General features: G+C 69.0%; 2 protein-coding genes. Both read right to left on the bottom strand.

Annotation, left to right across the window (positions count from 1 at the left end):
• Positions 1-250: 250 nt before the first annotated feature.
• Entirely contained in the window at positions 251-22,276 is a 22,026-nt protein-coding gene (locus ACOOHF_RS09680; protein WP_420461494.1) for a fibronectin type III domain-containing protein, read from the bottom strand.
• A gap of 1,360 nt (positions 22,277-23,636) precedes the next feature.
• Positions 23,637-24,923 (bottom strand): group II intron reverse transcriptase/maturase, encoded by a 1,287-nt coding sequence (ltrA, locus tag ACOOHF_RS09675; RefSeq protein ID WP_420461493.1) that lies wholly within the window; start codon positions 24,921-24,923, stop codon positions 23,637-23,639.
• Positions 24,924-25,172 lie beyond the last annotated feature (249 nt).

Genomic DNA, 25,172 nt, shown 5'->3' with positions numbered 1-25,172 from the left:
GTGTTCGTCGTTTTCCGCGTCCTCTGACCACTCCGGCACACCGTGTTATCGGATCCATGCTATCCGCCGGGTTCTACCCCGAGCAGCACCACGACCGGAGGTCAAACGTCACAAAGGGGGAGTGTCCAGGATGTGGGATCATATCCTTCATCGAGGAGGCGCTCTCCCACCCTCTCGTCGGAGTACGCCGACGCGCTGGACCGCGAGCGGGGCAACCCGCGGTTGAAGGCGGCCGTGACTCTACGTCGGGCTATCGCCGGCCGGTCGAGGGAGCATCACGGGACGGTCGGGAGACAATTGCGGAGTAGCCCCGCGGATCCCGCAGTTCGTACTCCGGTCCGGTGATCTGCAGCACCTCGACCCGATAGTCGGCGGGGTCGCTCCCCGGGGGCGCGAAGACTTCGAGGATGGGACCGGCCAGCGGGCGGCCGGCGATGATGACATGACGGCGCGTCGACTGGGGCACTTCCCATTGAAGGAGCTCGAGGCCGGGCGCCCGCAGCGAGTCGATGGCCGGACCTTCCACGGCGAGGAAGACGCCGGTGGCGCGTGATGCCGTCGGCATCCGCAGGGTGACCCGCAGGCTGCCCTGGACCGCTTCCGCCCGTGCCGGCGCCTCGCCGGAGGGTTGCGTGAGATCGTTGCCGATGCCGCAGGCGGAGGTGGCAAGCACGGCGCCCAGGGCCGCCGGAACGCCCCACGCCCTCCTGCGCCGGGCGCGGCGTTCGGGGGGCCTCCCCCCGCGCCGCCGGCCGTCGCCGGCGCGGCGCGACCTGGACGCTCTTCTCCTGCGGCTCCCCTTCTTCCCCCCCCGCCGGTTCGCGGGAAGCGCGCCGGAGTCCGGCGAGGGATCGCGCCCGCCACAGTCGGCACTACCGCGCCGGCAGCGTTCGGTCCACGAGAGGACATCGCCGAGGTCGTAGCTGCCGTTCCGGTTGCCGAGGTAGTCGAGTGCGGCGCGCTGGACCGCGCTCAAATCCGCCTCGCCGAGGAGCACCCCGGCCACCGCCTCCACGCCCAGCCCCGCAACCGCGGCCAGCGCCTCGGCCTCCCCTTCGAAGGCCCGGTCACTCGCCGCGCCGTGGGTCAGCGAGTCCGTGTCGGTCACCGTGTCCGCATCGTCGTCGCCCGCGGCCACCGTCACCTCGACGCTGTCGCCGACCACCCCGCCGTAGCCGCCGCCCGACGGCGTGTGCGTCAGCGTCACCGCGCCGGCGGCCCCCGCCCCCGCTCGCACCGTCACCGTCTGCGGCTTATTCCATTCGGCCGGCAGGAATTTCAGCCTCGTGGGCTCTACCGACACGTCCCCGCTCGCACCGCCCACCGTCACCGTCACGATACCCTTGGGCAGGCCATACCAGGGCTGGCTCTTCAGCTTCACCGTGTACGTCGCGGTGTCGCCCGCGGTCACCGTCAGCGTCGTGGGCGTCACTATCACTCCGCGCGTGCGGTCCAGCACCGTCAGCGCCACGTCGTCCACCCGCACCCCGCCGTAGCCGCCTCCGTTCGCCGCGTGCTTCACCGTCACGCTCTCGTTCCACGGGTAGTGGTCCACCACCGCCCTCACCGTCACCGTCTGCGCCGTCGACCAGTTCTCCGTCGTGAACCTCAGCAACTTGGGCAACACCGTCACGTACTGCCCGCCATAGACTGAGCGCGCCACCACCACCGTGCCCGTCGGCCGGCTGTCCAGAACCACCGTGTAGGAAATCTCGTCGCCGCCCTCGACCACCTCCAGGGTCGTGGGCGTCACCGTCACACCCCGCTCGTTATCCGCCACCGTCACCGCGACGCTGGCGACGGCCACCCCGTCAAAGCCGCCGCCCGACGGCGTGTGCGTCAGCGTCACCGTGTCGTTGACCGCGTCCGCATCCTCCGCCGCGCTCACCGTCACCGTCTGCGCCGTCGACCAGTCGGTCGTCGTGAACTCCAGCGTCGCGTCGTCCACCGACACATCCGTGCCCGTCGTCCCGCCCACCGTCACCGTCACCGTGCCGCCCGTCGGCTGCGCGTCCAGCACCACCGTGTACGTCGCCGTACCCCCCTCGTCCACGGTCAGCCTCGTGCGCGTCACCGTCACCGACACGTTGGCCGGCGCACTGGTCGTCCCGGTTCCGCTCTGCGACCATGCCCCGTCGCCCTCGGCGTTGGTCGCGCGCACCTGCACCTCATACGCCGTGTGCTCGGCAAGACCGGAGATGCTCGCGATCGTGCCGGTCACGTCCTCGGGGCCGTCCGTAAAGGGCCCGGTGGAGCCCTCGCGGTAGCGCACGTCGTAGGAGGCGACCGGCGGGCGGCCCGTGTTCGGCGGAGCCGCCCAGTTCACATCCAGGCTCGTCGTGCTCCCCGGCGTCTCCGTCACCCCCGGCGCCGCCGGAGCCAGCGGCGCCTCGTTCCGGTCCGTGACGTTCAGCGTCACCGCGATCGTGTCCGAACCGCCGCGGCCGTCCACCACCGTGACCGTCACCGCGTAGCTCGCCGTCGCCTCATAATCGTACCTCTCCCCGGCACGGGTCCGAAGCTGCCCGCTCGCCGCCACGATCCCGAAGCTCGCCGCGTCCGCGCCTGCCAGGCTGTAGGCCAGCGTGTCCATGTCCGCGTCCTCCGCCGCCACCGGCACGCCGATGTTCGACGCCGTCGTCTCCGCCGCCCCGCCCAGCGTCTCGACGAAGGCCCGCGACGTGCTCGACCCGTCCCTGAAGACCGGCGCCGCGTTGGCCGGCGCACTGGTCGTCCCGGTTCCGCTCTGCGACCACGCCCCGTCGCCCTCGGCGTTGGTCGCGCGCACCTGCACCTCATGCGCCGTGTTCTCGGCGAGGCCGGAGATGCTCGCGCTCGTGCCGGTCACGTCCTCGGGGCCGTCCGTAAAGGGCCCGGTGGAGCCCTCGCGGTAGCGCACGTCGTAGGAGGCGATCGCCGGGCGGCCCGTGTTCGGCGGAGCCGTCCAGTTCACATCCAGGCTCGTCGTGCTCCCCGGCGTCTCCGTCACCCCCGGCGCCGCCGGAGCCAGCGGCGCCTCGTTCCGGTCCGTGACGTTCAGCGTCACCGCGATCGTGTCCGAACCGCCGCGGCCGTCCACCACCGTGACCGTCACCGCGTAGCTCGCCGTCGCCTCATAATCGTACCTCTCCCCGGCACGGGTCCGAAGCTGCCCGCTCGCCGCACCGATCCCGAACCTCGCCGCGTCCGCGCCTGCCAGGCTGTAGGCCAGCGTGTCGCCGGCATCCGTGTCCGTCGCCGCCACCGGAGCGCCGATGTCCGCCGCCGCCGCCGCCGTGTCGCCCAGCGTCTCGCCGAAGGCCCGCGACGTGCTCGACCCGTCCCTGAACGTCGGCGCCGCGTTGTCGTCGTCCTCGATCGTGACCCTTACGCCGTCCTCGTCACCCTCCACCCGCGAGACATAGGTGGCCCCGGAAGGATCCACGGGCGCCGTAATATCAAAGAAAAACGTCTCGTCGCCTTCGACTTCCGTGTCTTCAACCGTGCGCAACTCGAAGATCCGCTCGTACACGTACGTGCCATCGCTCTGGCTCACGAACTCCGTACTCAAGGCCTCCTGAATGCGCGGCAAAACCGGCGCGTAATCATCAACCGAAGTCGCCGTGCCACCCTGCGTGGAGGCACGAAAGCGTATGACGCCCGAAGGGGGCCGAGAAGCCGTGATCCGCAACGTCACCTCCACCGTGTCACCCTCGGGGACCATTGCTTCCACCGGACTGAAGCTCGCCGTCAACTCAAGCTCGTCGTTGTCCGCCACCGTCACCGCCACGCTGTCCACCGCCACCCCGTCGTAGCCGCCGCCCCCAGCCGTGTGCGTCAGCGTCACCGTGTCGTCCGCCGCGTCCGCGTCCTCCGCCGCCGTCACCGTCACCGTCTGCGCCGTCGACCAGTTGACCGTCGTGAACTCCAGCGTCGAATCGGCCACCGACACGTCCGTGCCCGCCGCGCCGCCGATCGTCACCGTCACCGTGTCCGCCGGCTGCGCGTCCAGCACCACCGTGTACGTCGCCGTGCCCCCCTCAGCCACCTCCAGCGTCGTGGGCGTCACCGTCACGGCGTTGGCGTCGGTGTCGGTGATCGTGGCGGTGACCGCGCAGGTCGGGCCGCAGCGTTGGCCCGCGGTATTGACGAAATTGTACAAGTATTTGATGAGCAACCCGGGGGCGTCTTGGAGTCGGATCTCGAACGTCTCGCCGCTGTCGGCGACACTGTCGTCATTGATCGTGATCTCGACCGACTTCTCCGCCACATACACCGTGCCCTCCGCCGTGAAGTCGGACGGGTTGAAGCGCAGGATCTCCGAACGGACCTGGTAGTCCTCGGGCGACGTCGCCGAGCCCGTCGCAAATGTCCCCAGAGTGACAAAAATGGTTCCGGTCGGCTGAGGCGCCCCGTCGCCCGTGCGCGCGACCACCGTCACCGTGAGCGGGCTCCCCCTCTCCTCGGAGACCGTGTAGGAAGCCTCCTTGATCCCGATCGTCCCCGCGATGGCGATGTCCACCGCCGCGGAATCCGCCGCACCCACGTCATAGTCGGTGCCGGCCGCCACCGTGGCCGTCAGCGTCCCCTTCTCGGGGACCGTCCCCGACGCCAATTGCCTGAACTGGCTGGCCGGGACCTGCAGCGCCGCCGTCACCGAATCCACTAGAAACACCACGGTCCGCGACAGATGCGCCGCCGCCAGGTAGTCCTGGGACTGCGTGAGGGTCACCGTCACCGCCAGCGGGCGGGCGACCGCCCCGGTCCGCGTCAGCGTGAAGTCCGCCGAGCCTTCCGCGTAGAGCGCACTCGGCGCATCCGCCGCGATCGTCACCACCGCATCGTTGTCCGTCACCGTCACCGCCACGTCGGCGATCGTGATCCCGTCATAGTCGCTGTCGGTGCTCGCCGCGCCGTGCGTCAGCGTGACCGTGTCGTTCAGCGTGTCCGCGTCCGCCGCCGCGCTCACCGTCACCGTCTGCGCCGTCGCCCAGTCAGTCGTCGTAAACTCCAGCGTCGAATCGTCCACCGTCACGTCCGTGCCACTCGTGCCGCCGATCGTCACCGTCACCGTCGCATTCGGCGGCGTGCTCAGCACCACCGTGTAGCTGTCTCCGGTCGCATCCTCCTCATCCACCGTCAGGGTCGTGGGCGTCACCGTCAGCCCCGGCATGGTCAGCGGCAGGCCGGCGGCCTTCGAGAAACCGTAGCCCGAATGATTGGCCGGCAGCGCCGGCACGGTCCCGATGTCCACCGTCGTGGCCGCGCTCGCACCGACCGCCCGGGTCACCGTCAGGGCCGAGCTTTCGAGCGCGCCCGCGGGAATCGTGCTCGTGCCGGCCCCGCCCACGATGCTCCCGTTCGTCACGCTCACCGGCAGCACCAGGCCGAACGGGGCGCCCGTCGGGGCGACCGCCTTGAACCGGGCCCCCGCCGTCCGCTCCAGGGTCACGGGCAGCAGCAGCGGATCCACCGCGTTGCCCTCCAACTGGAGCGTGGCCAATGAGGCCAGCCCGTCAAAGATCCCGGCGGGCAGCGCCGTGAGCCGGTTCCCATCCAGCCGGAGTTCGGTCAGCGACGCCAGCCCGGCAAACACCCCGGCGGGCAGCGTGGCCAGCGCGTTGCCGCCCATGCTCAGCTCCGTCAGCGCGGCCAGCCCGGCAAACACCCCGGCGGGCAGCGTGGTCAGGCCGTTGCCGGTCAGATCCAGAATCGTCAGCGCGGTCAGATCGTCGAACACCCCGGCGGGCAGCGTGGCCAACGTCGCGTTGTTCGGCAGGCCCAGCGTCGTCAGGCTCGTCAGCCCGTCGAACACCCCGGCGGGCAGCGTGGCCAGCGCGTTGTCGCCCAAATACAGATCCGTCAGCGCGGTCAGCCCGGTGAATGCCCCGGCGGGCAGCGTGGGCAACTCGTTGAAGGACAGAAACAGGTTCGTCAGCGCGGGCAGCCCGGTGAACACCCCGGCGGGCAGCGTGGTCAGCGCGTTGCTGTTCAGGAACAGTTGCTCCAGCGCGGGCAGGCCGTCGAACACCCCGGCGGGCAGCGTGGTCAGCGCGTTGCCGTTCAGCGCCAGCAGCGTCAAACTCGTCAGCCCGGCGAAATCCCCCACCTTGAGAGCGGTGATGTCCTTGCTGGTCAGCCCCAGCACGCCGGTGATGGCGGCGAGATGGACGTTGGTGACGGCGGCGCAGTCGGTGATACCGGAGATTCTGCCCAGGATCGCGTCGCGTACCTGCGGGGTCCGGTTGCAGATCCCCAGGCCGTCACCCGCCAGCGCCCGGGCCGCGTCCGACGGCTCGCTCGCCCCCCCCGCGTTCACCGCCCGCACCTGGAAATCGTAGGTGGTGCCGTTCGTCAGGCTCCCGACCGTCACCCCGGCCTCGCCCGCCTCCCCCGGCGCACTGTCGGCAAGCTCCGTCCAGGTCTCCGGGTACTGCTCCTCCGAGGCGGTCTTGTGCCGGTACTCGTGGTGCGTGATGACCGCCGTCGCCGCCGGCGCATCCCAGGCCAGCGCGACCTGTCCATCGCCCCCCGTCGCCGTCAGGCCCGTCGGCTTGGCCGGCGCCGTCACCTCGGTCACCGTCACCGCCACGTCGGCGATCGCGATCCCGTCATAGTCGCTGTCCGTGCTCGCCGCGCCGTGCGTCAGCGTCACCGTGTCGTCCAGCGCATCCGCATCCGCCACCGCGCGCACCGTCACCGTCTGGGCCGTCGCCCAGTCGGTCGTCGTGAACTCCAGCGTCGAATCGGCCACCGACACGTCCGTGCCCGCCGCGCCGCCGATCGTCACCGTCACCGTGTCCGTCGGCTGCGTGTCCAACACCACCGTGTACGTCGCCGTGCCCCCCTCAGCCACCGACAGCGTCGTGGGCGTCACCGTCACCCCGGCGGTGTCGTCGTCCTCGATCGTGGCCGTGACCGCGCAGGTCGAGCCGCAGCGGTGGCCCGCGGCCGTGACGAAGTTCCACCAGTACCTGATGGGCAACCCGGGGGCGCCTTCAAGGCGGATCTCGAACGTCTCGCCGCTGTCGGCGACACTGTCGTCATTGATCGTGATCTCGAGCGACTTCTCCGCCACGTACACCGTGCCCTCCGCCGTGAAGTCGGACGGGCTGAAGCGCAGGATCTCCGAACGGGTCTGGTAGTCCTCGGGCGTCGTCGCCGAGCCCGTCGCAAACGTCCCCATACTGACACTGATGGTGCCCGTCGGCCGAGGCGCCCCGTCGCCCGTGCGCGCGACCACCGTCACCGTGAGCGGGCTCCCACCCTCCTCGGAGACGGTGTAGGAAGCCTCCTTGATCCCGATCGTCGCCGCGATGAGGATGTCCACCGCCGCGGAATCCGCCGCACCCACGTCATAGTCGGTCCCGGCCGCCACCGTGGCCGTCAGCGTCCCCTTCTCGGGGGTCGTCCCCGCTGCCAATTGCCTGAACTGGCTGGCCGGGACCTGCAGCGCCGCCGTCACCGAATCCACTAGAAACACCACGGTCCGCGACAGATTCGCCGCCGCCAGGTAGTCCTGCGACTGCGTGAGGGTCACCGTCACCGCCAGCGGGCGGGCGACCGCCCCGGTCCGCGTCAGCGTGAAGTCCGCCGAGCCTCCCGCGTAGAGCGCACTCGGCGCATCCGCCGCGATCGTCACCACCGCATCGTTGTCCGTCACCGTCACCGCCACGTCGGCGATCGTGATCCCGTCATAGTCGCTGTCCGTGCTCGCCGCGCCGTGCGTCAGCGTGACCGTGTCGTCCGTCGTGTCCGCATCGCCCCCCGCCGTCACCGTCACCGGCTGCGCCGTACTCCAGGTCGTGCTCGTGAACGTCAGCGTGGCCGGGTTCGGGGTCACGTCCGTGCTCGCATGCCCGGCCACCGTCACCACGACATCCGCCGTCGGCTGGGTATCGAGCACCACCGTGTAAGTGTCCCCGGTCGTATCCTCCTCATCCACCGTCAGGGTCGTGGGCGTCACCGTCAGCCCCGGCATGGTCAGCGGCAGGCCGGCGGCCTTCGAGAAACCGTAGCCCGAATGATTGGCCGGCAGCGCCGGCACGGTCCCGATGTCCACCGTCGTGGCCGCGCTCGCACCGACCGCCCGGGTCACCGTCAGGGCCGAGCTTTCGAGCGCGCCCGCGGGAATCGTGCTCGTGCCGGCCCCGCCCACGATGCTCCCGTTCGTCACGCTCACCGGCAGCACCAGGCCGAACGGGGCGCCCGTCGGGGCGACCGCCTTGAACCGGGCCCCCGCCGTCCGCTCCAGGGTCACGGGCAGCAGCAGCGGATCCGCCGCGTTGCCCTCCAACTGGAGCGTGGCCAATGACGCCAGCCCGTCAAAGATCCCGGCGGGCAGCGCCGTGAGCCGGTTCCCATCCAGCCGGAGTTCGGTCAGCGACGCCAGCCCGGCAAACACCCCGGCGGGCAGCGTGGCCAGCGCGTTGCCGCCCATGCTCAGCTCCGTCAGCGCGGCCAGCCTGGCAAACACCCCGGCGGGCAGCGTGGTCAGGCCGTTGCCGGTCAGATCCAGAATCGTCAGCGCGGTCAGATCGTCGAACACCCCGGCGGGCAGCGTGGCCAACGTCGCGTTGTTCGGCAGGCCCAGCGTCGTCAGGCTCGTCAGCCCGTCGAACACCCCGGCGGGCAGCGTGGCCAGCGCGTTGTCGCCCAAATACAGATCCGTCAGCGCGGTCAGCCCGGTGAATGCCCCGGCGGGCAGCGTGGGCAACTCGTTGAAGGACAGAAACAGGTTCGTCAGCGCGGGCAGCCCGGTGAACACCCCGGCGGGCAGCGTGGTCAGCGCGTTGCTGTTCAGGAACAGTTGCTCCAGCGCGGGCAGGCCGTCGAACACCCCGGCGGGCAGCGTGGTCAGCGCGTTGCCGTTCAGCGCCAGCAGCGTCACACTCGTCAGCCCGGCGAAATCCCCCACCTTGAGGGCGGTGATGTCCTTGCTGGTCAGCCCCAGCACGCCGGTGATGGCGGCGAGATGGACGTTGGTGACGGCGGCGCAGTCGGTGATGCCGGAGATTCTGCCCAGGATCGCGTCGCGTACCTGCGGGGTCCGGTTGCAGATCCCCAGGCCGTCGCCCGCCAGCGCCCGGGCCGCGTCCGACGGCTCGCTCGCCCCCCCCGCGTTCACCGCCCGCACCTGGAAATCGTAGGTGGTGCCGTTCGTCAGGCTCCCGACCGTCACCCCGGCCTCGCCCGCCTCCCCCGGCGCACTGTCGGCGAGCTCCGTCCAGGTCTCCGGGTACTGCTCCTCCGAGGCGGTCTTGTGCCGGTACTCGTGGTGCGTGATGACCGCCGTCGCCGCCGGCGCATCCCAGGCCAGCGCGACCTGTTCATCGCCCCCCGTCGCCGTCAGGCCCGTCGGCTTGGCCGGCGCCGTCACCTCGGTCACCGTCACCGCCACGTCGGCGATCGTGATCCCGTCATAGTCGCTGTCCGTGCTCGCCGCGCCGTGCGTCAGCGTCACCGTGTCGTCCAGCACGTCCGCATCCACCACCGCGCGCACCGTCACCGTCTGGGCCGTCGCCCAGTCAGTCGTCGTAAACTCCAGCGTCGAATCGGCCACCGACACGTCCGTGCCCGCCGTGCCGCCGATCGTCACCGTCACCGTGTCCGTCGGCTGCGTGTCCAGCACCACCGTGTACGTCGCCGTGCCCCCCTCAGCCACCGACAGGGTCGTGGGCGTCACCGTCAGCCCCGGCATGGTCAGCGGCAGGCCGGCGGCCTTCGAGAAACCGTAGCCCGAATGGCCACTCGGCAGCGCCGGCACGGTCCCGATGTCCACCGTCGTGGCCGCGCTCGCCGCGGCCGACCGGGTCACCGTCAGGGCCGAGCTTTCGAGCGCGCCCGCGGGAATCGTGCTCGTGCCGGCCCCGCCCACGATGCTCCCGTTCGTCACGCTCACCGGCAGCACCAGGCCGAACGGGGCGCCCGTCGGGGCGACCGCCTTGAACCGGGCCCCCGCCGTCCGCTCCAGGGTCACGGGCAGCAGCAGCGGATCCGCCGCGTTGCCCTCCAACTGGAGCGTGGCCAATGAGGCCAGCCCGTCAAAGATCCCGGCGGGCAGCGCCGTGAGCCGGTTCCCATCCAGCCGGAGTTCGGTCAGCGACGCCAGCCCGGCAAACACCCCGGCGGGCAGCGTGGCCAGCGCGTTGCCGCCCATGCTCAGCTCCGTCAGCGCGGCCAGCCCGGCAAACACCCCGGCGGGCAGCGTGGTCAGGCCGTTGCCGGTCAGATCCAGAATCGTCAGCGCGGTCAGATCGTCGAACACCCCGGCGGGCAGCGTGGCCAACGTCGCGTTGTTCGGCAGGCCCAGCGTCGTCAGGCTCGTCAGCCCGTCGAACACCCCGGCGGGCAGCGTGGCCAGCGCGTTGTCGCCCAAATACAGATCCGTCAGCGCGGTCAGCCCGGTGAATGCCCCGGCGGGCAGCGTGGGCAACTCGTTGAAGGACAGAAACAGGTTCGTCAGCGCGGGCAGCCCGGTGAACACCCCGGCGGGCAGCGTGGTCAGCGCGTTGCTGTTCAGGAACAGTTGCTCCAGCGCGGGCAGGCCGTCGAACACCCCGGCGGGCAGCGTGGTCAGCGCGTTGCCGTTCAGCGCCAGCAGCGTCAAACTCGTCAGCCCGGCGAAATCCCCCACCTTGAGAGCGGTGATGTCCTTGCTGGTCAGCCCCAGCACGCCGGTGATGGCGGCGAGATGGACGTTGGTGACGGCGGCGCAGTCGGTGATGCCGGAGATTCTGCCCAGGATCGCGTCGCGTACCTGCGGGGTCCGGTTGCAGATCCCCAGGCCATCGCCCGCCAGCGCCCGGGCCGCGTCCGACGGCTCGCTCGCCCCCCCCGCGTTCACCGCCCGCACCTGGAAATCGTAGGTGGTGCCGTTCGTCAGGCTCCCGACCGTCACCCCGGCCTCGCCCGCCTCCCCCGGCGCACTGTCGGCGAGCTCCGTCCAGGTCTCCGGGTACTGCTCCTCCGAGGCGGTCTTGTGCCGGTACTCGTGGTGCGTGATGACCGCCGCCGGCGCCGGCGCATCCCAGGCCAGCGCGACCTGTCCATCGCCCCCCGTCGCCGTCAGGCCCGTCGGCTTGGCCGGCGCCGGCACCTCGGTCACCGTCACCGCCACGTCGGCGATCGTGATCCCGTCATAGTCGCTGTCGGTGCTCGTCGCGCTGTGCGTCAGCGTGACCGTGTCGTCCAGCACGTCCGCATCCGCCACCGCGCTCACCGTCACCGTCTGGGCCGTCGCCCAGTCGGTCGTCGTGAACTCCAGCGTCGAATCGGCCACCGACACGTCCGTGCCCGCCGCGCCGCCGATCGTCACCGTCACCGTGTCCGTCGGCTGCGTGTCCAACACCACCGTGTACGTCGCCGTGCCCCCCTCAGCCACCGACAGGGTCGTGGGCGTCACCGTCACCCCGGCGGTGTCGTCGTCCTCGATCGTGGCCGTGACCGCGCAGGTCGAGCCGCAGCGGTGGCCCGCGGCCGTGACGAAGTTCCACCAGTACCTGATGGGCAACCCGGGGGCGCCTTCAAGGCGGATCTCGAACGTCTCGCCGCTGTCGGCGACACTGTCGTCATTGATCGTGATCTCGAGCGACTTCTCCGCCACGTACACCGTGCCCTCCGCCGTGAAGTCGGACGGGCTGAAGCGCAGGATCTCCGAACGGGTCTGGTAGTCCTCGGGCGTCGTCGCCGAGCCCGTCGCAAACGTCCCCATACTGACACTGATGGTGCCCGTCGGCCGAGGCGCCCCGTCGCCCGTGCGCGCGACCACCGTCACCGTGAGCGGGCTCCCACCCTCCTCGGAGACGGTGTAGGAAGCCTCCTTGATCCCGATCGTCGCCGCGATGAGGATGTCCACCGCCGCGGAATCCGCCGCACCCACGTCATAGTCGGTGCCGGCCGCCACCGTGGCCGTCAGGGTCCCCTTCTCGGGGGTCGTCCCCGCTGCCAATTGCCTGAACTGGCTGGCCGGGACCTGCAGCGCCGCCGTCACCGAATCCACTAGAAACACCACGGTCCGCGACAGATTCGCCGCCGCCAGGTAGTCCTGCGACTGCGTGAGGGTCACCGTCACCGCCAGCGGGCGGGCGACCGCCCCGGTCCGCGTCAGCGTGAAGTCCGCCGAGCCTCCCGCGTAGAGCGCACTCGGCGCATCCGCCGCGATCGTCACCACCGCATCGTTGTCCGTCACCGTCACCGCCACGTCGGCGATCGTGATCCCGTCATAGTCGCTGTCCGTGCTCGCCGCGCCGTGCGTCAGCGTGACCGTGTCGTCCGTCGTGTCCGCATCGCCCCCCGCCGTCACCGTCACCGCCTGCGCCGTACTCCAGGTCGTGCTCGTGAACGTCAGCGTGGCCGGGTTCGGGGTCACGTCCGTGCTCGCATGCCCGGCCACCGTCACCACGACATCCGCCGTCGGCTGGGTATCGAGCACCACCGTGTAAGTGTCCCCGGTCGTGTCCTCCTCATCCACCGTCAGGGTCGTGGGCGTCACCGTCAGCCCCGGCATGGTCAGCGGCAGGCCGGCGGCCTTCGAGAAACCGTAGCCCGAATGATTGGCCGGCAGCGCCGGCACGGTCCCGATGTCCACCGTCGTGGCCGCGCTCGCACCGACCGCCCGGGTCACCGTCAGGGCCGAGCTTTCGAGCGCGCCCGCGGGAATCGTGCTCGTGCCGGCCCCGCCCACGATGCTCCCGTTCGTCACGCTCACCGGCAGCACCAGGCCGAACGGCGCGCCCGTCGGGGCGACCGCCTTGAACCGGGCCCCCGCCGTCCGCTCCAGGGTCACGGGCAGCAGCAGCGGATCCGCCGCGTTGCCCTCCAACTGGAGCGTGGCCAATGACGCCAGCCCGTCAAAGATCCCGGCGGGCAGCGCCGTGAGCCGGTTCCCATCCAGCCGGAGTTCGGTCAGCGACGCCAGCCCGGCAAACACCCCGGCGGGCAGCGTGGCCAGCGCGTTGCCGCCCATGCTCAGCTCCGTCAGCGCGGCCAGCCTGGCAAACACCCCGGCGGGCAGCGTGGTCAGGCCGTTGCCGGTCAGATCCAGAATCGTCAGCGCGGTCAGATCGTCGAACACCCCGGCGGGCAGCGTGGCCAACGTCGCGTTGTTCGGCAGGCCCAGCGTCGTCAGGCTCGTCAGCCCGTCGAACACCCCGGCGGGCAGCGTGGCCAGCGCGTTGTCGCCCAAATACAGATCCGTCAGCGCGGTCAGCCCGGTGAATGCCCCGGCGGGCAGCGTGGGCAACTCGTTGAAGGACAGAAACAGGTTCGTCAGCGCGGGCAGCCCGGTGAACACCCCGGCGGGCAGCGTGGTCAGCGCGTTGCTGTTCAGGAACAGTTGCTCCAGCGCGGGCAGGCCGTCGAACACCCCGGCGGGCAGCGTGGTCAGCGCGTTGCCGTTCAGCGCCAGCAGCGTCAAACTCGTCAGCCCGGCGAAATCCCCCACCTTGAGAGCGGTGATGTCCTTGCTGGTCAGCCCCAGCACGCCGGTGATGGCGGCGAGATGGACGTTGGTGACGGCGGCGCAGTCGGTGATACCGGAGATTCTGCCCAGGATCGCGTCGCGTACCTGCGGGGTCCGGTTGCAGATCCCCAGGCCGTCACCCGCCAGCGCCCGGGCCGCGTCCGACGGCTCGCTCGCCCCCCCCGCGTTCACCGCCCGCACCTGGAAATCGTAGGTGGTGCCGTTCGTCAGGCTCCCGACCGTCACCCCGGCCTCGCCCGCCTCCCCCGGCGCACTGTCGGCAAGCTCCGTCCAGGTCTCCGGGTACTGCTCCTCCGAGGCGGTCTTGTGCCGGTACTCGTGGTGCGTGATGACCGCCGTCGCCGCCGGCGCATCCCAGGCCAGCGCGACCTGTCCATCGCCCCCCGTCGCCGTCAGGCCCGTCGGCTTGGCCGGCGCCGTCACCTCGGTCACCGTCACCGCCACGTCGGCGATCGCGATCCCGTCATAGTCGCTGTCCGTGCTCGCCGCGCCGTGCGTCAGCGTCACCGTGTCGTCCAGCGCATCCGCATCCGCCACCGCGCGCACCGTCACCGTCTGGGCCGTCGCCCAGTCGGTCGTCGTGAACTCCAGCGTCGAATCGGCCACCGACACGTCCGTGCCCGCCGCGCCGCCGATCGTCACCGTCACCGTGTCCGTCGGCTGCGTGTCCAACACCACCGTGTACGTCGCCGTGCCCCCCTCATCCACCGACAGCGTCGTGGGCGTCACCGTCACCCCGGCGGTGTCGTCGTCCTCGATCGTGGCCGTGACCGCGCAGGTCGAGCCGCAGCGGTGGCCCGCGGCCGTGACGAAGTTCCACCAGTACCTGATGGGCAACCCGGGGGCGCCTTCAAGGCGGATCTCGAACGTCTCGCCGCTGTCGGCGACACTGTCGTCATTGATCGTGATCTCGAGCGACTTCTCCGCCACGTACACCGTGCCCTCCGCCGTGAAGTCGGACGGGCTGAAGCGCAGGATCTCCGAACGGGTCTGGTAGTCCTCGGGCGTCGTCGCCGAGCCCGTCGCAAACGTCCCCATACTGACACTGATGGTGCCCGTCGGCCGAGGCGCCCCGTCGCCCGTGCGCACGACCACCGTCACCGTGAGCGGGCTCCCCCCCTCCTCGGAGACGGTGTAGGCGGCCTCCGTGATCCCGATCGTCGCCGCGATGAGGATGTCCACCGCCGCGGAATCCGCCGCACCCACGCCATAGCCGGTGCCGGCCGCCACCGTGGCCGTCAGGGTCCCCTTCTCGGGGGTCGTCCCCGCTGCCAATTGCCTGAACTGGCTGGCCGGGACCTGCAGCGCCGCCGTCACCGAATCCACTAGAAACACCACGGTCCGCGACAGATTCGCCGCCGCCAGGTAGTCCTGCGACTGCGTGAGGGTCACCGGCACCGCCAGCGGGCGGGCGACCGCCCCGGTCCGGGTCAGCGTGAAGTCCGCCGAGCCTCCCGCGTAGAGCGCACTCGGCGCATCCGCCGCGATCGTCACCACCGCATCGTTGTCCGTCACCGTCACCGCCACGTCGGCGATCGTGATCCCGTCATAGTCGCTGTCCGTGCTCGCCGCGCCGTGCGTCAGCGTGACCGTGTCGTCCGTCGTGTCCGCATCGCCCCCCGCCGTCACCGTCACCGCCTGCGCCGTACTCCAGGTCGTGCTCGTGAACGTCAGCGTGGCCGGGTTCGGGGTCACGTCCGTGCTCGCATGCCCGGCCACCGTCACCACGACATCCGCCGTCGGCTGGGTATCGAGCACCACCGTGTAAGTGTCCCCGGTCGTATCCTCCTCATCCACCGTCAGGGTCGTGGGCGTCACCGTCAGCCCCGGCATGGTCAGCGGCAGGCCGGCGGCCTTCGAGAAACCGTAGCCCGAATGATTGGCCGGCAGCGCCGGCACGGTCCCGATGTCCACCGTCGTGGCCGCGCTCGCACCGACCGACCGGGTCACCGTCAGGGCCGAGCTTTCGAGCGCGCCCGCGGGAATCGTGCTCGTGCCGGCCCCGCCCACGATGCTCCCGTTCGTCACGCTCACCGGCAGCACCAGGCCGAACGGCGCGCCCGTCGGGGCGACCGCCTTGAACCGGGCCCCCGCCGTCCGCTCCAGGGTCACGGGCAGCAGCAGCGGATCCACCGCGTTGCCCTCCAACTGGAGCGTGGCCAATGACGCCAGCCCGTCAAAGATCCCGGCGGGCAGCGCCGTGAGCCGGTTCCCATCCAGCCGGAGTTCGGTCAGCGACGCCAGCCCGGCAAACACCCCGGCGGGCAGCGTGGCCAGCGCGTTGCCGCCCATGCTCAGCTCCGTCAGCGCGGCCAGCCCGGCAAACACCCCGGCGGGCAGCGTGGTCAGGCCGTTGCCGGTCAGATCCAGAATCGTCAGCGCGGTCAGATCGTCGAACACCCCGGCGGGCAGCGTGGCCAACGTCGCGTTGTTCGGCAGGCCCAGCGTCGTCAGGCTCGTCAGCCCGTCGAACACCCCGGCGGGCAGCGTGGCCAGCGCGTTGTCGCCCAAATACAGATCCGTCAGCGCGGTCAGCCCGGTGAATGCCCCGGCGGGCAGCGTGGGCAACTCGTTGAAGGACAGAAACAGGTTCGTCAGCGCGGGCAGCCCGGTGAACACCCCGGCGGGCAGCGTGGTCAGCGCGTTGCTGTTCAGGAACAGTTGCTCCAGCGCGGGCAGGCCGTCGAACACCCCGGCGGGCAGCGTGGTCAGCGCGTTGCCGTTCAGCGCCAGCAGCGTCAAACTCGTCAGCCCGGCGAAATCCCCCACCTTGAGGGCGGTGATGTCCTTGCTGGTCAGCCCCAGCACGCCGGTGATGGCGGCGAGATGGACGTTGGTGACGGCGGCGCAGTCGGTGATACCGGAGATTCTGCCCAGGATCGCGTCGCGTACCTGCGGGGTCCGGTTGCAGATCCCCAGGCCGTCGCCCGCCAGCGCCCGGGCCGCGTCCGACGGCTCGCTCGCCCCCCCCGCGTTCACCGCCCGCACCTGGAAATCGTAGGTGGTGCCGTTCGTCAGGCTCCCGACCGTCACCCCGGCCTCGCCCGCCTCCCCCGGCGCACTGTCGGCAAGCTCCGTCCAGGTCTCCGGGTACTGCTCCTCCGAGGCGGTCTTGTGCCGGTACTCGTGGTGCGTGATGACCGCCGCCGTCGCCGGCGCATCCCAGGCCAGCGCGACCTGTTCATCGCCCCCCGTCGCCGTCAGGCCCGTCGGCTTGGCCGGCGCCGTCACCTCGGTCACCGTCACCGCCACGTCGGCGATCGTGATCCCGTCATAGTCGCTGTCGGTGCTCGCCGCGCCGTGCGTCAGCGTCACCGTGTCGTCCAGCACGTCCGCATCCACCACCGCGCGCACCGTCACCGTCTGGGCCGTCGCCCAGTCGGTCGTCGTGAACTCCAGCGTCGAATCGGCCACCGTCACGTCCGTGCCACTCGTGCCGCCGATCGTCACCGTCACCGTGTCCGTCGGCTGCGTGTCCAGCACCACCGTGTACGTCGCCGTGCCCCCCTCAGCCACCGTCAGGGTCGTGGGCGTCACCGTCAGCCCCGGCATGGTCAGCGGCAGGCCGGCGGCCTTCGAGAAACCGTAGCCCGAATGATTGGCCGGCAGCGCCGGCACGGTCCCGATGTCCACCGTCGTGGCCGCGCTCGCACCGACCGACCGGGTCACCGTCAGGGCCGAGCTTTCGAGCGCGCCCGCGGGAATCGTGCTCGTGCCGGCCCCGCCCACGATGCTCCCGTTCGTCACGCTCACCGGCAGCACCAGGCCGAACGGGGCGCCCGTCGGGGCGACCGCCTTGAACCGGGCCCCCGCCGTCCGCTCCAGGGTCACGGGCAGCAGCAGCGGATCCGCCGCGTTGCCCTCCAACTGGAGCGTGGCCAATGACGCCAGCCCGTCAAAGATCCCGGCGGGCAGCGCCGTGAGCCGGTTCCCATCCAGCCGGAGTTCGGTCAGCGACGCCAGCCCGGCAAACACCCCGGCGGGCAGCGTGGCCAGCGCGTTGCCGCCCATGCTCAGCTCCGTCAGCGCGGCCAGCCTGGCAAACACCCCGGCGGGCAGCGTGGTCAGGCCGTTGCCGGTCAGATCCAGAATCGTCAGCGCGGTCAGATCGTCGAACACCCCGGCGGGCAGCGTGGCCAACGTCGCGTTGTTCGGCAGGCCCAGCGTCGTCAGGCTCGTCAGCCCGTCGAACACCCCGGCGGGCAGCGTGGCCAGCGCGTTGTCGCCCAAATACAGATCCGTCAGCGCGGTCAGCCCGGTGAATGCCCCGGCGGGCAGCGTGGGCAACTCGTTGAAGGACAGAAACAGGTTCGTCAGCGCGGGCAGCCCGGTGAACACCCCGGCGGGCAGCGTGGTCAGCGCGTTGCTGTTCAGGAACAGTTGCTCCAGCGCGGGCAGGCCGTCGAACACCCCGGCGGGCAGCGTGGTCAGCGCGTTGCCGTTCAGCGCCAGCAGCGTCAAACTCGTCAGCCCGGCGAAATCCCCCACCTTGAGGGCGGTGATGTCCTTGCTGGTCAGCCCCAGCACGCCGGTGATGGCGGCGAGATGGACGTTGGTGACGGCGGCGCAGTCGGTGATACCGGAGATTCTGCCCAGGATCGCGTCGCGTACCTGCGGGGTCCGGTTGCAGATCCCCAGGCCATCACCCGCCAGCGCCCGGGCCGCGTCCGACGGCTCGCTCGCCCCCCCCGCGTTCACCGCCCGCACCTGGAAATCGTAGGTGGTGCCGTTCGTCAGGCTCCCGACCGTCACCCCGGCCTCGCCCGCCTCCCCCGGCGCACTGTCGGCGAGCTCCGTCCAGGTCTCCGGGTACTGCTCCTCCGAGGCGGTCTTGTGCCGGTACTCGTGGTGCGTGATGGCCGCCGCCGGCGCCGGCGCATCCCAGGCCAGCGCGACCTGTCCATCGCCCCCCGTCGCCGTCAGGCCCGTCGGCTTGGCCGGCGCCGTCACCTCGGTCACCGTCACCGCCACGTCGGCGATCGCGATCCCGTCATAGTCGCTGTCCGTGCTCGTCGCGCTGTGCGTCAGCGTCACCGTATCGGTGACCGCGTCCGCATCGCCCGCCGCCGTCACCGTCACCGGCTGCGCCGTACTCCAGGTCGTACTCGTGAACGTCAGCGCGGCCGGGTTCGGGGTCACGTCCGTGCTCGCGTGCCCGGCCACCGTCACCACGACATCCGCCGTCGGCTGGGTATCGAGCACCACCGTGTAAGTGTCCCCGGTCGTGTCCTCCTCATCCACCGTCAGCGTCGTGGTTGAGGCCGTCACCCCGGCCGTGTCGTTGTCCTCGATCGTCACGCTGCTTGTGGTTACGGTAAGGCCCGTGGCAGTGGTCGTTCCCGACACCGTCAGCGCCTCGTCCACCTCGTCGATGGCATCGTCCGTGGGGATCAGCTGGAAGGCCGCCGTGTCCGCCGTCTGGCCGGCGTCGATGGTCAGCGTGAAATCGTTCACCGTTTCGTAGTCGGTGCCCTCCACCGCCACGTCACTTGATGCGCCGACCACGACCGTTACGCTCGTCGGCAAACTCCGCGGGCCGTTGTTCAGTGTCCCCGTCACCGCCAGCGTCGTGTCCCCGGCACCCTCGCCCAGGGCATCGGGGGATACCGAGAGCCGTATCTCCGTTGACGAGGTCTCGTCGTCAGTGATGGTCACTTCCGTTCCCTGCACGACCACTCCAAGTGTCGTAGAGCTTCCCGACACCGAAATCGTCTCGTCGCCCTCCCCAAAACTGTCGTTCACCGTCATGAATCGGAATGCACCGACCGCGTCCGTCGCGCCTCCTGAGATCGTGATCGTCAAATCATCCACGGATGCGTAGTCCGTCCCCGCCGTCGCGCTGTCTTCCGGATCTCCCACCGTTACAGTCACTGGCGTGTCAACGAGGTAGGCACCCGTCTCGATGCTCGCATTCACGATCACCGTCGTCGGGGCGCCGTCCTCCGCCACCGAGTCTGGATTCGCGGTCAGCGTCACGCGTCTCAACAGGTCATCGTCAAACAATGTCAACTCCGTTCCCGTCACCGTCAGGCTCGGTACCAAGGTTGTACCTTCGATGGAAATGCTCTGGTCCCCTTCGGACGTCCCATCGTTGACCGGTCGGAACAGGATCGTTTGGAACGTACTTGTCTGTCCCGCACGAATGTTCAGGGTGATGTCGCCTGTCGTCTCGTAATCGGTTCCCTCAACCGCACTGTCCCCTGAGTCTCCAACCATCACCGTCACGGTGGTCAACTCAGAACGCGGCGCCTCATTCAGTTCCGCCGTCAACTGCACGCGCGTCAACGCGGTAGCCTCATTCGCCCACGCCGGATCCACCGCAAGTATCACCTCGGTCGATGCCGTCTCGTCGTCGTCCACCGTCACGTCCACCGAGGCCGCCGTCACGCCGTCGAAGTTGTCGCCGCCGACCGTGTGGCCGATCACCGCGGTGTCCTCGTCCCCGTCGGCGTCCTGCCCCGCCGTGACCGTGACCGTCTGCGGCGTTGCCCAGTTCAACGGAGTGAAGGTCAACGCCCCGGATACCGACACATCCGTGTCGCCGGAGGTGCGCGACGGCGTCACCGTCACCGTGCCCGTCGGTTGACCGTCCAGCACCACCGTGTACGTCGCCATGCCCCCCTCGGCGACCGTCAGCGTCGTGGTTGAGATCGTCACACTGCGATCGTTGTCAAATACCAGTGCAAGAAAGGAATTATCGACCATGTCGTAACCACCGCCCGACGCCGTATGGTCCAGCCACTTCCTATCGTCCACCGTGTCGTCGTCCTCGCCCGCGCTCAGCATGACCGACTGCGCCACGTTCCAGTTCAACGTCGTGAACGTCAGGCTCGTCTTGTCCAGACTCAGATCCGTTCCCTCCAATCCCGTGATCGTCACCGTCACGGTGTCCGTCGGCTGCAATGTCAACTTGATCTTGTAGTCCGCACTTGTCCCTTCCTCGAACACGAAAGCATGCGGACTCAATGCCACGCCCGGTGGGTCATCGTTGTCAATAACAGACAGGGAAAGCCTCGTACTCTGCCCCGCGTAGTCGCCTCCGGCCGCCCCAAGTGTCAGCGTCTCGCTATCGTCCACTGTATCGTCGTCCTCGCCCGCGCTCACCATGACCGGCTGCACGACGTTCCAGTTCATCGTCGTGAACGTCAGGCTCGTCTTGTCCAGACTCAGATCCGTTCCCTCCAATCCCGTGATTGTCACCGTCACGGTATCCGTCGGCTGCGACCTCAGCTGCACCGTGAAGCTGAAATTATCCCCTTCTACTAGACTCGTACCCAGTATGGACAGGCTCAGGCCCTTGGTATCTTTGTCAGAAACCCCCAAGAGGAGATCTTCGTTCAGCCCCGTGTAATTGCCGCCAGACGCCGTATGCCGTAGCGTCTCCCTATCAGTTTTCGCATCGTCGTCCTCGCCCGCGCTCACCCTGACCGTCTGCGCCACGTTCCAGGTCAACGTCGTGAACGTCAGGCTCGTCTTGTCCAGGCTCAGGTCCGTTCCCGCCGTACCCGTGATCGTCACCGTCACGGTGTCCGTCGGCTGCGACGCCAGCCGCACCGTGTAGTTGGTAGCGCTCCCCTCGTTTATAAACATCGTACCCGGAGAAAGAATCAGCCCCGTCGTTATGTTGTCATTGTCACGCACAATGACGTCGCGGATCGTAGACACCGACCCATAGTCGCCCCCAGACGCCGTATACGTCAGCACCACCGTATCGTTGCTTGTGTCGTTGTCCTCGCCCGCGCTCAGCATGACCGTCTGCGCCACGTTCCAGTTCAACGTCGTGAACGTCAGGCTCGTCTTGTCCAGACTCAGGTCCGTGCCCGTCGTGCCCGTGATCGTCACCGTCACGGTATCCGTCGGCTGCGTCGCCAGATTGACGGTGAGGCTGACTTCGGTACCCTCGCTTATAGACATCGAACCGGGAACAATAACCAGATCCGCCCTCAGCCTCTCGTCGTTGTCCCGCACGTTCACCGTGACACTGTAGGACACCGACTCGTAATCGCCGCCAGACGCAGTGTGCGTCAGCGGCACGCTAGCGGTTCGCGCGTCGTCGTCCTCGCCCGCGCTCAGCATGACCGGCTGTGCCACGTTCCAGTTCAACGTCGTGAACGTCAGGCTCGTCTTGTCCAGACTCAGAACCGTGCCCGTCGTGCCCGTGATCGTCACCGTCACGGTGTCCGTGGGCTGCGACGCCAGCTTCACCGTGTAGCTGAGGTCTTCCCCCTCGCCTATGACAAACGGCACCGGAGTCAGAATCAGGGCCGCATCATCAAGGTCAAACACAAACACCTCGAAGTCCTTGGTTACGGACCCGTAGTCACCGCCCGACGCCGTGTGCGTCAGCGGCACAATATCATGTACCGCGTCGATGTCCTCGTCCGCACTCACCGTGACCGGCTGCGCCACGTTCCAGTTCAACGTCGTGAACGTCAGGCTCGTCTTGTCCAGACTCAGGTCCGTGCCCGCCGTGCCCGTGATCGTCACCGTCACGGTGTCCGTCGGCTGCGTCGCCAGCTTCACCGTGTAGCTGGCATCGCTCCCCTCATACATCCGAAAAGTCAGCGGAGAAAACACCAAACCAGCGGCGGTCGTCACCAGCGGCGTGCGGGCGTCCGTCGTCGTCCCTGTTCCGCTCTGCGACCACGCCCCGTCGCCCAGCGTCTCGCCGAAGGCCCGCGAAGTGCTGGCCCCTTCCCTAAAGACCGGCACGGCGTTGACCGGGTCGGTGATCGTGGCCGTGACCGCGCAGATAGGGCCGCAGCGTTGGCCGGCGGCATTGACGAGATTCCACCAGTACTTGGGGGGCGCCACGGGGGCGCCTTCGAGGCGGTGCTCGTCGTCTATCTTGACGGCATCGTTATGCGTCTTATCGAAGTTGCTGACGAATTCAAGGCCCTGCGCGTGGACCTGAAGAGCGCCTGCCAGACCAAGGGCCAAGGCGACGATGACAGCGAGGCCCCCTACGCTCGGAGAGCCGAGATGGGCAGCAGGCCTCCACCTTGTTTGCGCGTGCCGACGGGCAGGCGGGAAGGAGGAGCGAGCGGGCGAAGTGCGTCCGCGCAAGGCGGCGGCAGTCTCGCGGGCCTTTCCGACACGGGGACTCAACATTCACCCACCGGAGTGGTCGGACAGGACGGCGACACAGTCTTTTCGACCGGTTCGCGTCCCGTGCGGCATCTCTTGGGGAGTCCGTACTTCATCTCTGTCACTGTAAGCCTCTCGTTTTGTTTCTCACTAACTCAACGATCACCGGATAAGAGCACGAACTGCGCTCTCGCGACCTGCCAATTGTTTGCGCCGCCGAACTGGTGATCTCGCTCCGTGATGTCTGCCCGTACGGGGTCGGGATCAGTCATCGTGGGCGTGACCGTGCTGGTAGGGCCGCAGCGTTGGCCTGCGGAATTGACGAAGTTCTACGAGTGCTTGGCGGGCTTCCGGGGGGGCTTGGCAGGCGGATCTTCGGCCCTTCCCAAGTTGCTGACACTCCTCGTCTGCGCCTGCGGGGGAAGGGCAAGGAGGGCGGCGAAGGCCAGCGCGCCACATGAACAAGCGCACATGACGACAACAACCGTCGTTAGGCGGGTGCAATGGTACTCTCCGTGTTTGGCGTCTAGATGAGCGTCGGGCTTTTGACGCCATCCGCACGGAGAGTTATCGGCGGGTGTGGCCCTGCCCTGTTCACCCACGCGCGCAACCGGGTAGCTAGTCCGTTGCGGTGCGCATTGCTAAACGAGGCTGTTGTATTCGGCAAGGAGACCCGACATGCGGGCTTCTCCAGTAGATAGCGTCGCGGAAGGATACGGACGAGTGGCGAGGCGGCGCAAGGTGATGGCTTGAGTCCCGGCCCTTTGCTTCGGCCGGGAAAGACAGCTGCTACTTGCTGCGGAGGGGTGGCGGAATGGCTAACGTCCGGCGTTGGCAAACCCTACTCTCGCCTCGGAGTACACCGACGCGCTGGACCGCGAGCGGGGCAACCCGCGGTTGAAGGCGGCCGTGACTCTACGCTCCTCTATCGCGGTAGAGTCAGGGGGTGGCGCGGTGCCCGTAGGGTCCGGTGCGTTGTTCCGTCGCTTTCGCTTCGGTACTCAGTCCGGCTCCCGTAGGTCCGTTTCCACTCCCCTGCTCATCGAACCGGACGTGCGGATTTCCCGCATCCGGCTCTCAGCCGCGATCATGCCTTCGCCCACGGAAGGTCTCCGGTCGTCGGCTCAAGGCGCTTCAGGCCGCAGCGGTTCCACAGCCATTCGTCGGAGAAGCGCACGTATCTTCCCGCCTTCACCTTGTGCTTCCGCCGGAACCACTGTCGCAGCCGCCGGGTCGCATGCCGGTCCACGGCCTTGTAGGCCATGCCGACCTGCCCGAGGGTGAAGTAGTTTGCCCAGCCGGAGATCATCCGGTTGAGGCGCTCTACGACCTCCTCCGTGGACCGGCCCAAGTACCGCCGGCCCGTTTGTTCGCTGATCCCGCGGCAGATGCTCTGAACGCTCGCCTTGCTCGGCCGGGTACCGATGTACCGGCGCCCGTCCGTCGGACGATAGTTCCAACCGATGCGGTACCCAAGGAACTCGATAGACTCCTCGGGGCATCGGAGGCACCGGGTCTTCCGGGCGTTGACCGGTAGCTTCAGTCTTTCCATGAGCCGGTTGACCACCACCAGCATATCCGCCGCCGGGGCCTTGCCGAGCACACAGAAGTCGTCCGCGTAGTTCACGATCTCCGCTCCAAAGCGCCGGGCATGGCCCAGCGCCTTCCAGCCAAGGGTGAACCGCCGCATGTAGATGTTGCTCAGCAGCGGCGAGATCGGAGCCCCTTGCGGGGTCCCCTTCCTTTCCCTTCGCGCCCGGTTCGTGCGGCGTGTGCCGCCGTCCCCGTCCTCCTCCACCACCGGCATCTCCAGCCACGCCTTGATGAGCCCGAGCATCCGTCCGTCGCTAACGCGACGTGCGATGCTCTTCATCAGCTCGGCGTGCGGTATCTCGCCGAAGTAGTTGGAGAGGTCCGCATCGATCACTTCGTTGCGGCCCGCGTGCAGCAGGCGGTGGACCCGCCTGACCGCGTCCTTGGCACTTCGTCCCGGCCGGTATCCGTACTGCTCCGGCTCCAGATCCGCCTCGAAGACCGGCGACAGCACCAGCATCGCCGACGTCTGCGCAACCCGGTCCCTCAGGCATGGGATGCCCAGGGGACGGAACTTCCCCGGCTGCTTCTTCGGGATCAGCACCCGGCGCACCGGACTCGGCTTGTAGGTGCCATCCCTCAGATCCCGCGACAGTTCCCCAACCCAGCGTTTCACTCCGTATGCCTCGATGTCCGCGACCGTCACACCATCCACTCCAGCCGCTCCGCCGTTGCGCCGGACCATCCCCCATGCCGCCAGCAGGAAGTCCTCCCGCCATACCTTGTCGGCAAGGGCGTGAAAGCGCCGGTCGGGTTCTTCCTTCGCTTTCGCATGTAGCACGGTCTGGAGTTTCCGAACGCTTGCCGACCCTGTTAGACTCGCGTCAGTGGTCATGTCCCTGCCTCCTTTCCGCACCGCTCCCGGCTCAGGGCCCCTTCCCTCGGCGGGCGTTACCCCGCGTCCCCGGTACTACGGGCCCATCCGCCACCCTCCCGGCCCGGCCCGCCCCTCGCGGGGTTCCGGTTGCCGCGTGCACGGCACCGTCAGGGCTTCCCGTGTTGCCACACCTTCCATCTTCCATGCATGCCG

The organism is Candidatus Palauibacter sp. (assembly GCF_965216145.1).
In the GTDB taxonomy this organism is placed as follows: Bacteria; Gemmatimonadota; Gemmatimonadetes; order Palauibacterales; family Palauibacteraceae; genus Palauibacter.
The sequence above is the reverse complement of the archived record's forward strand: the minus strand, read 5'-3'. Positions and strand labels throughout refer to the sequence as shown.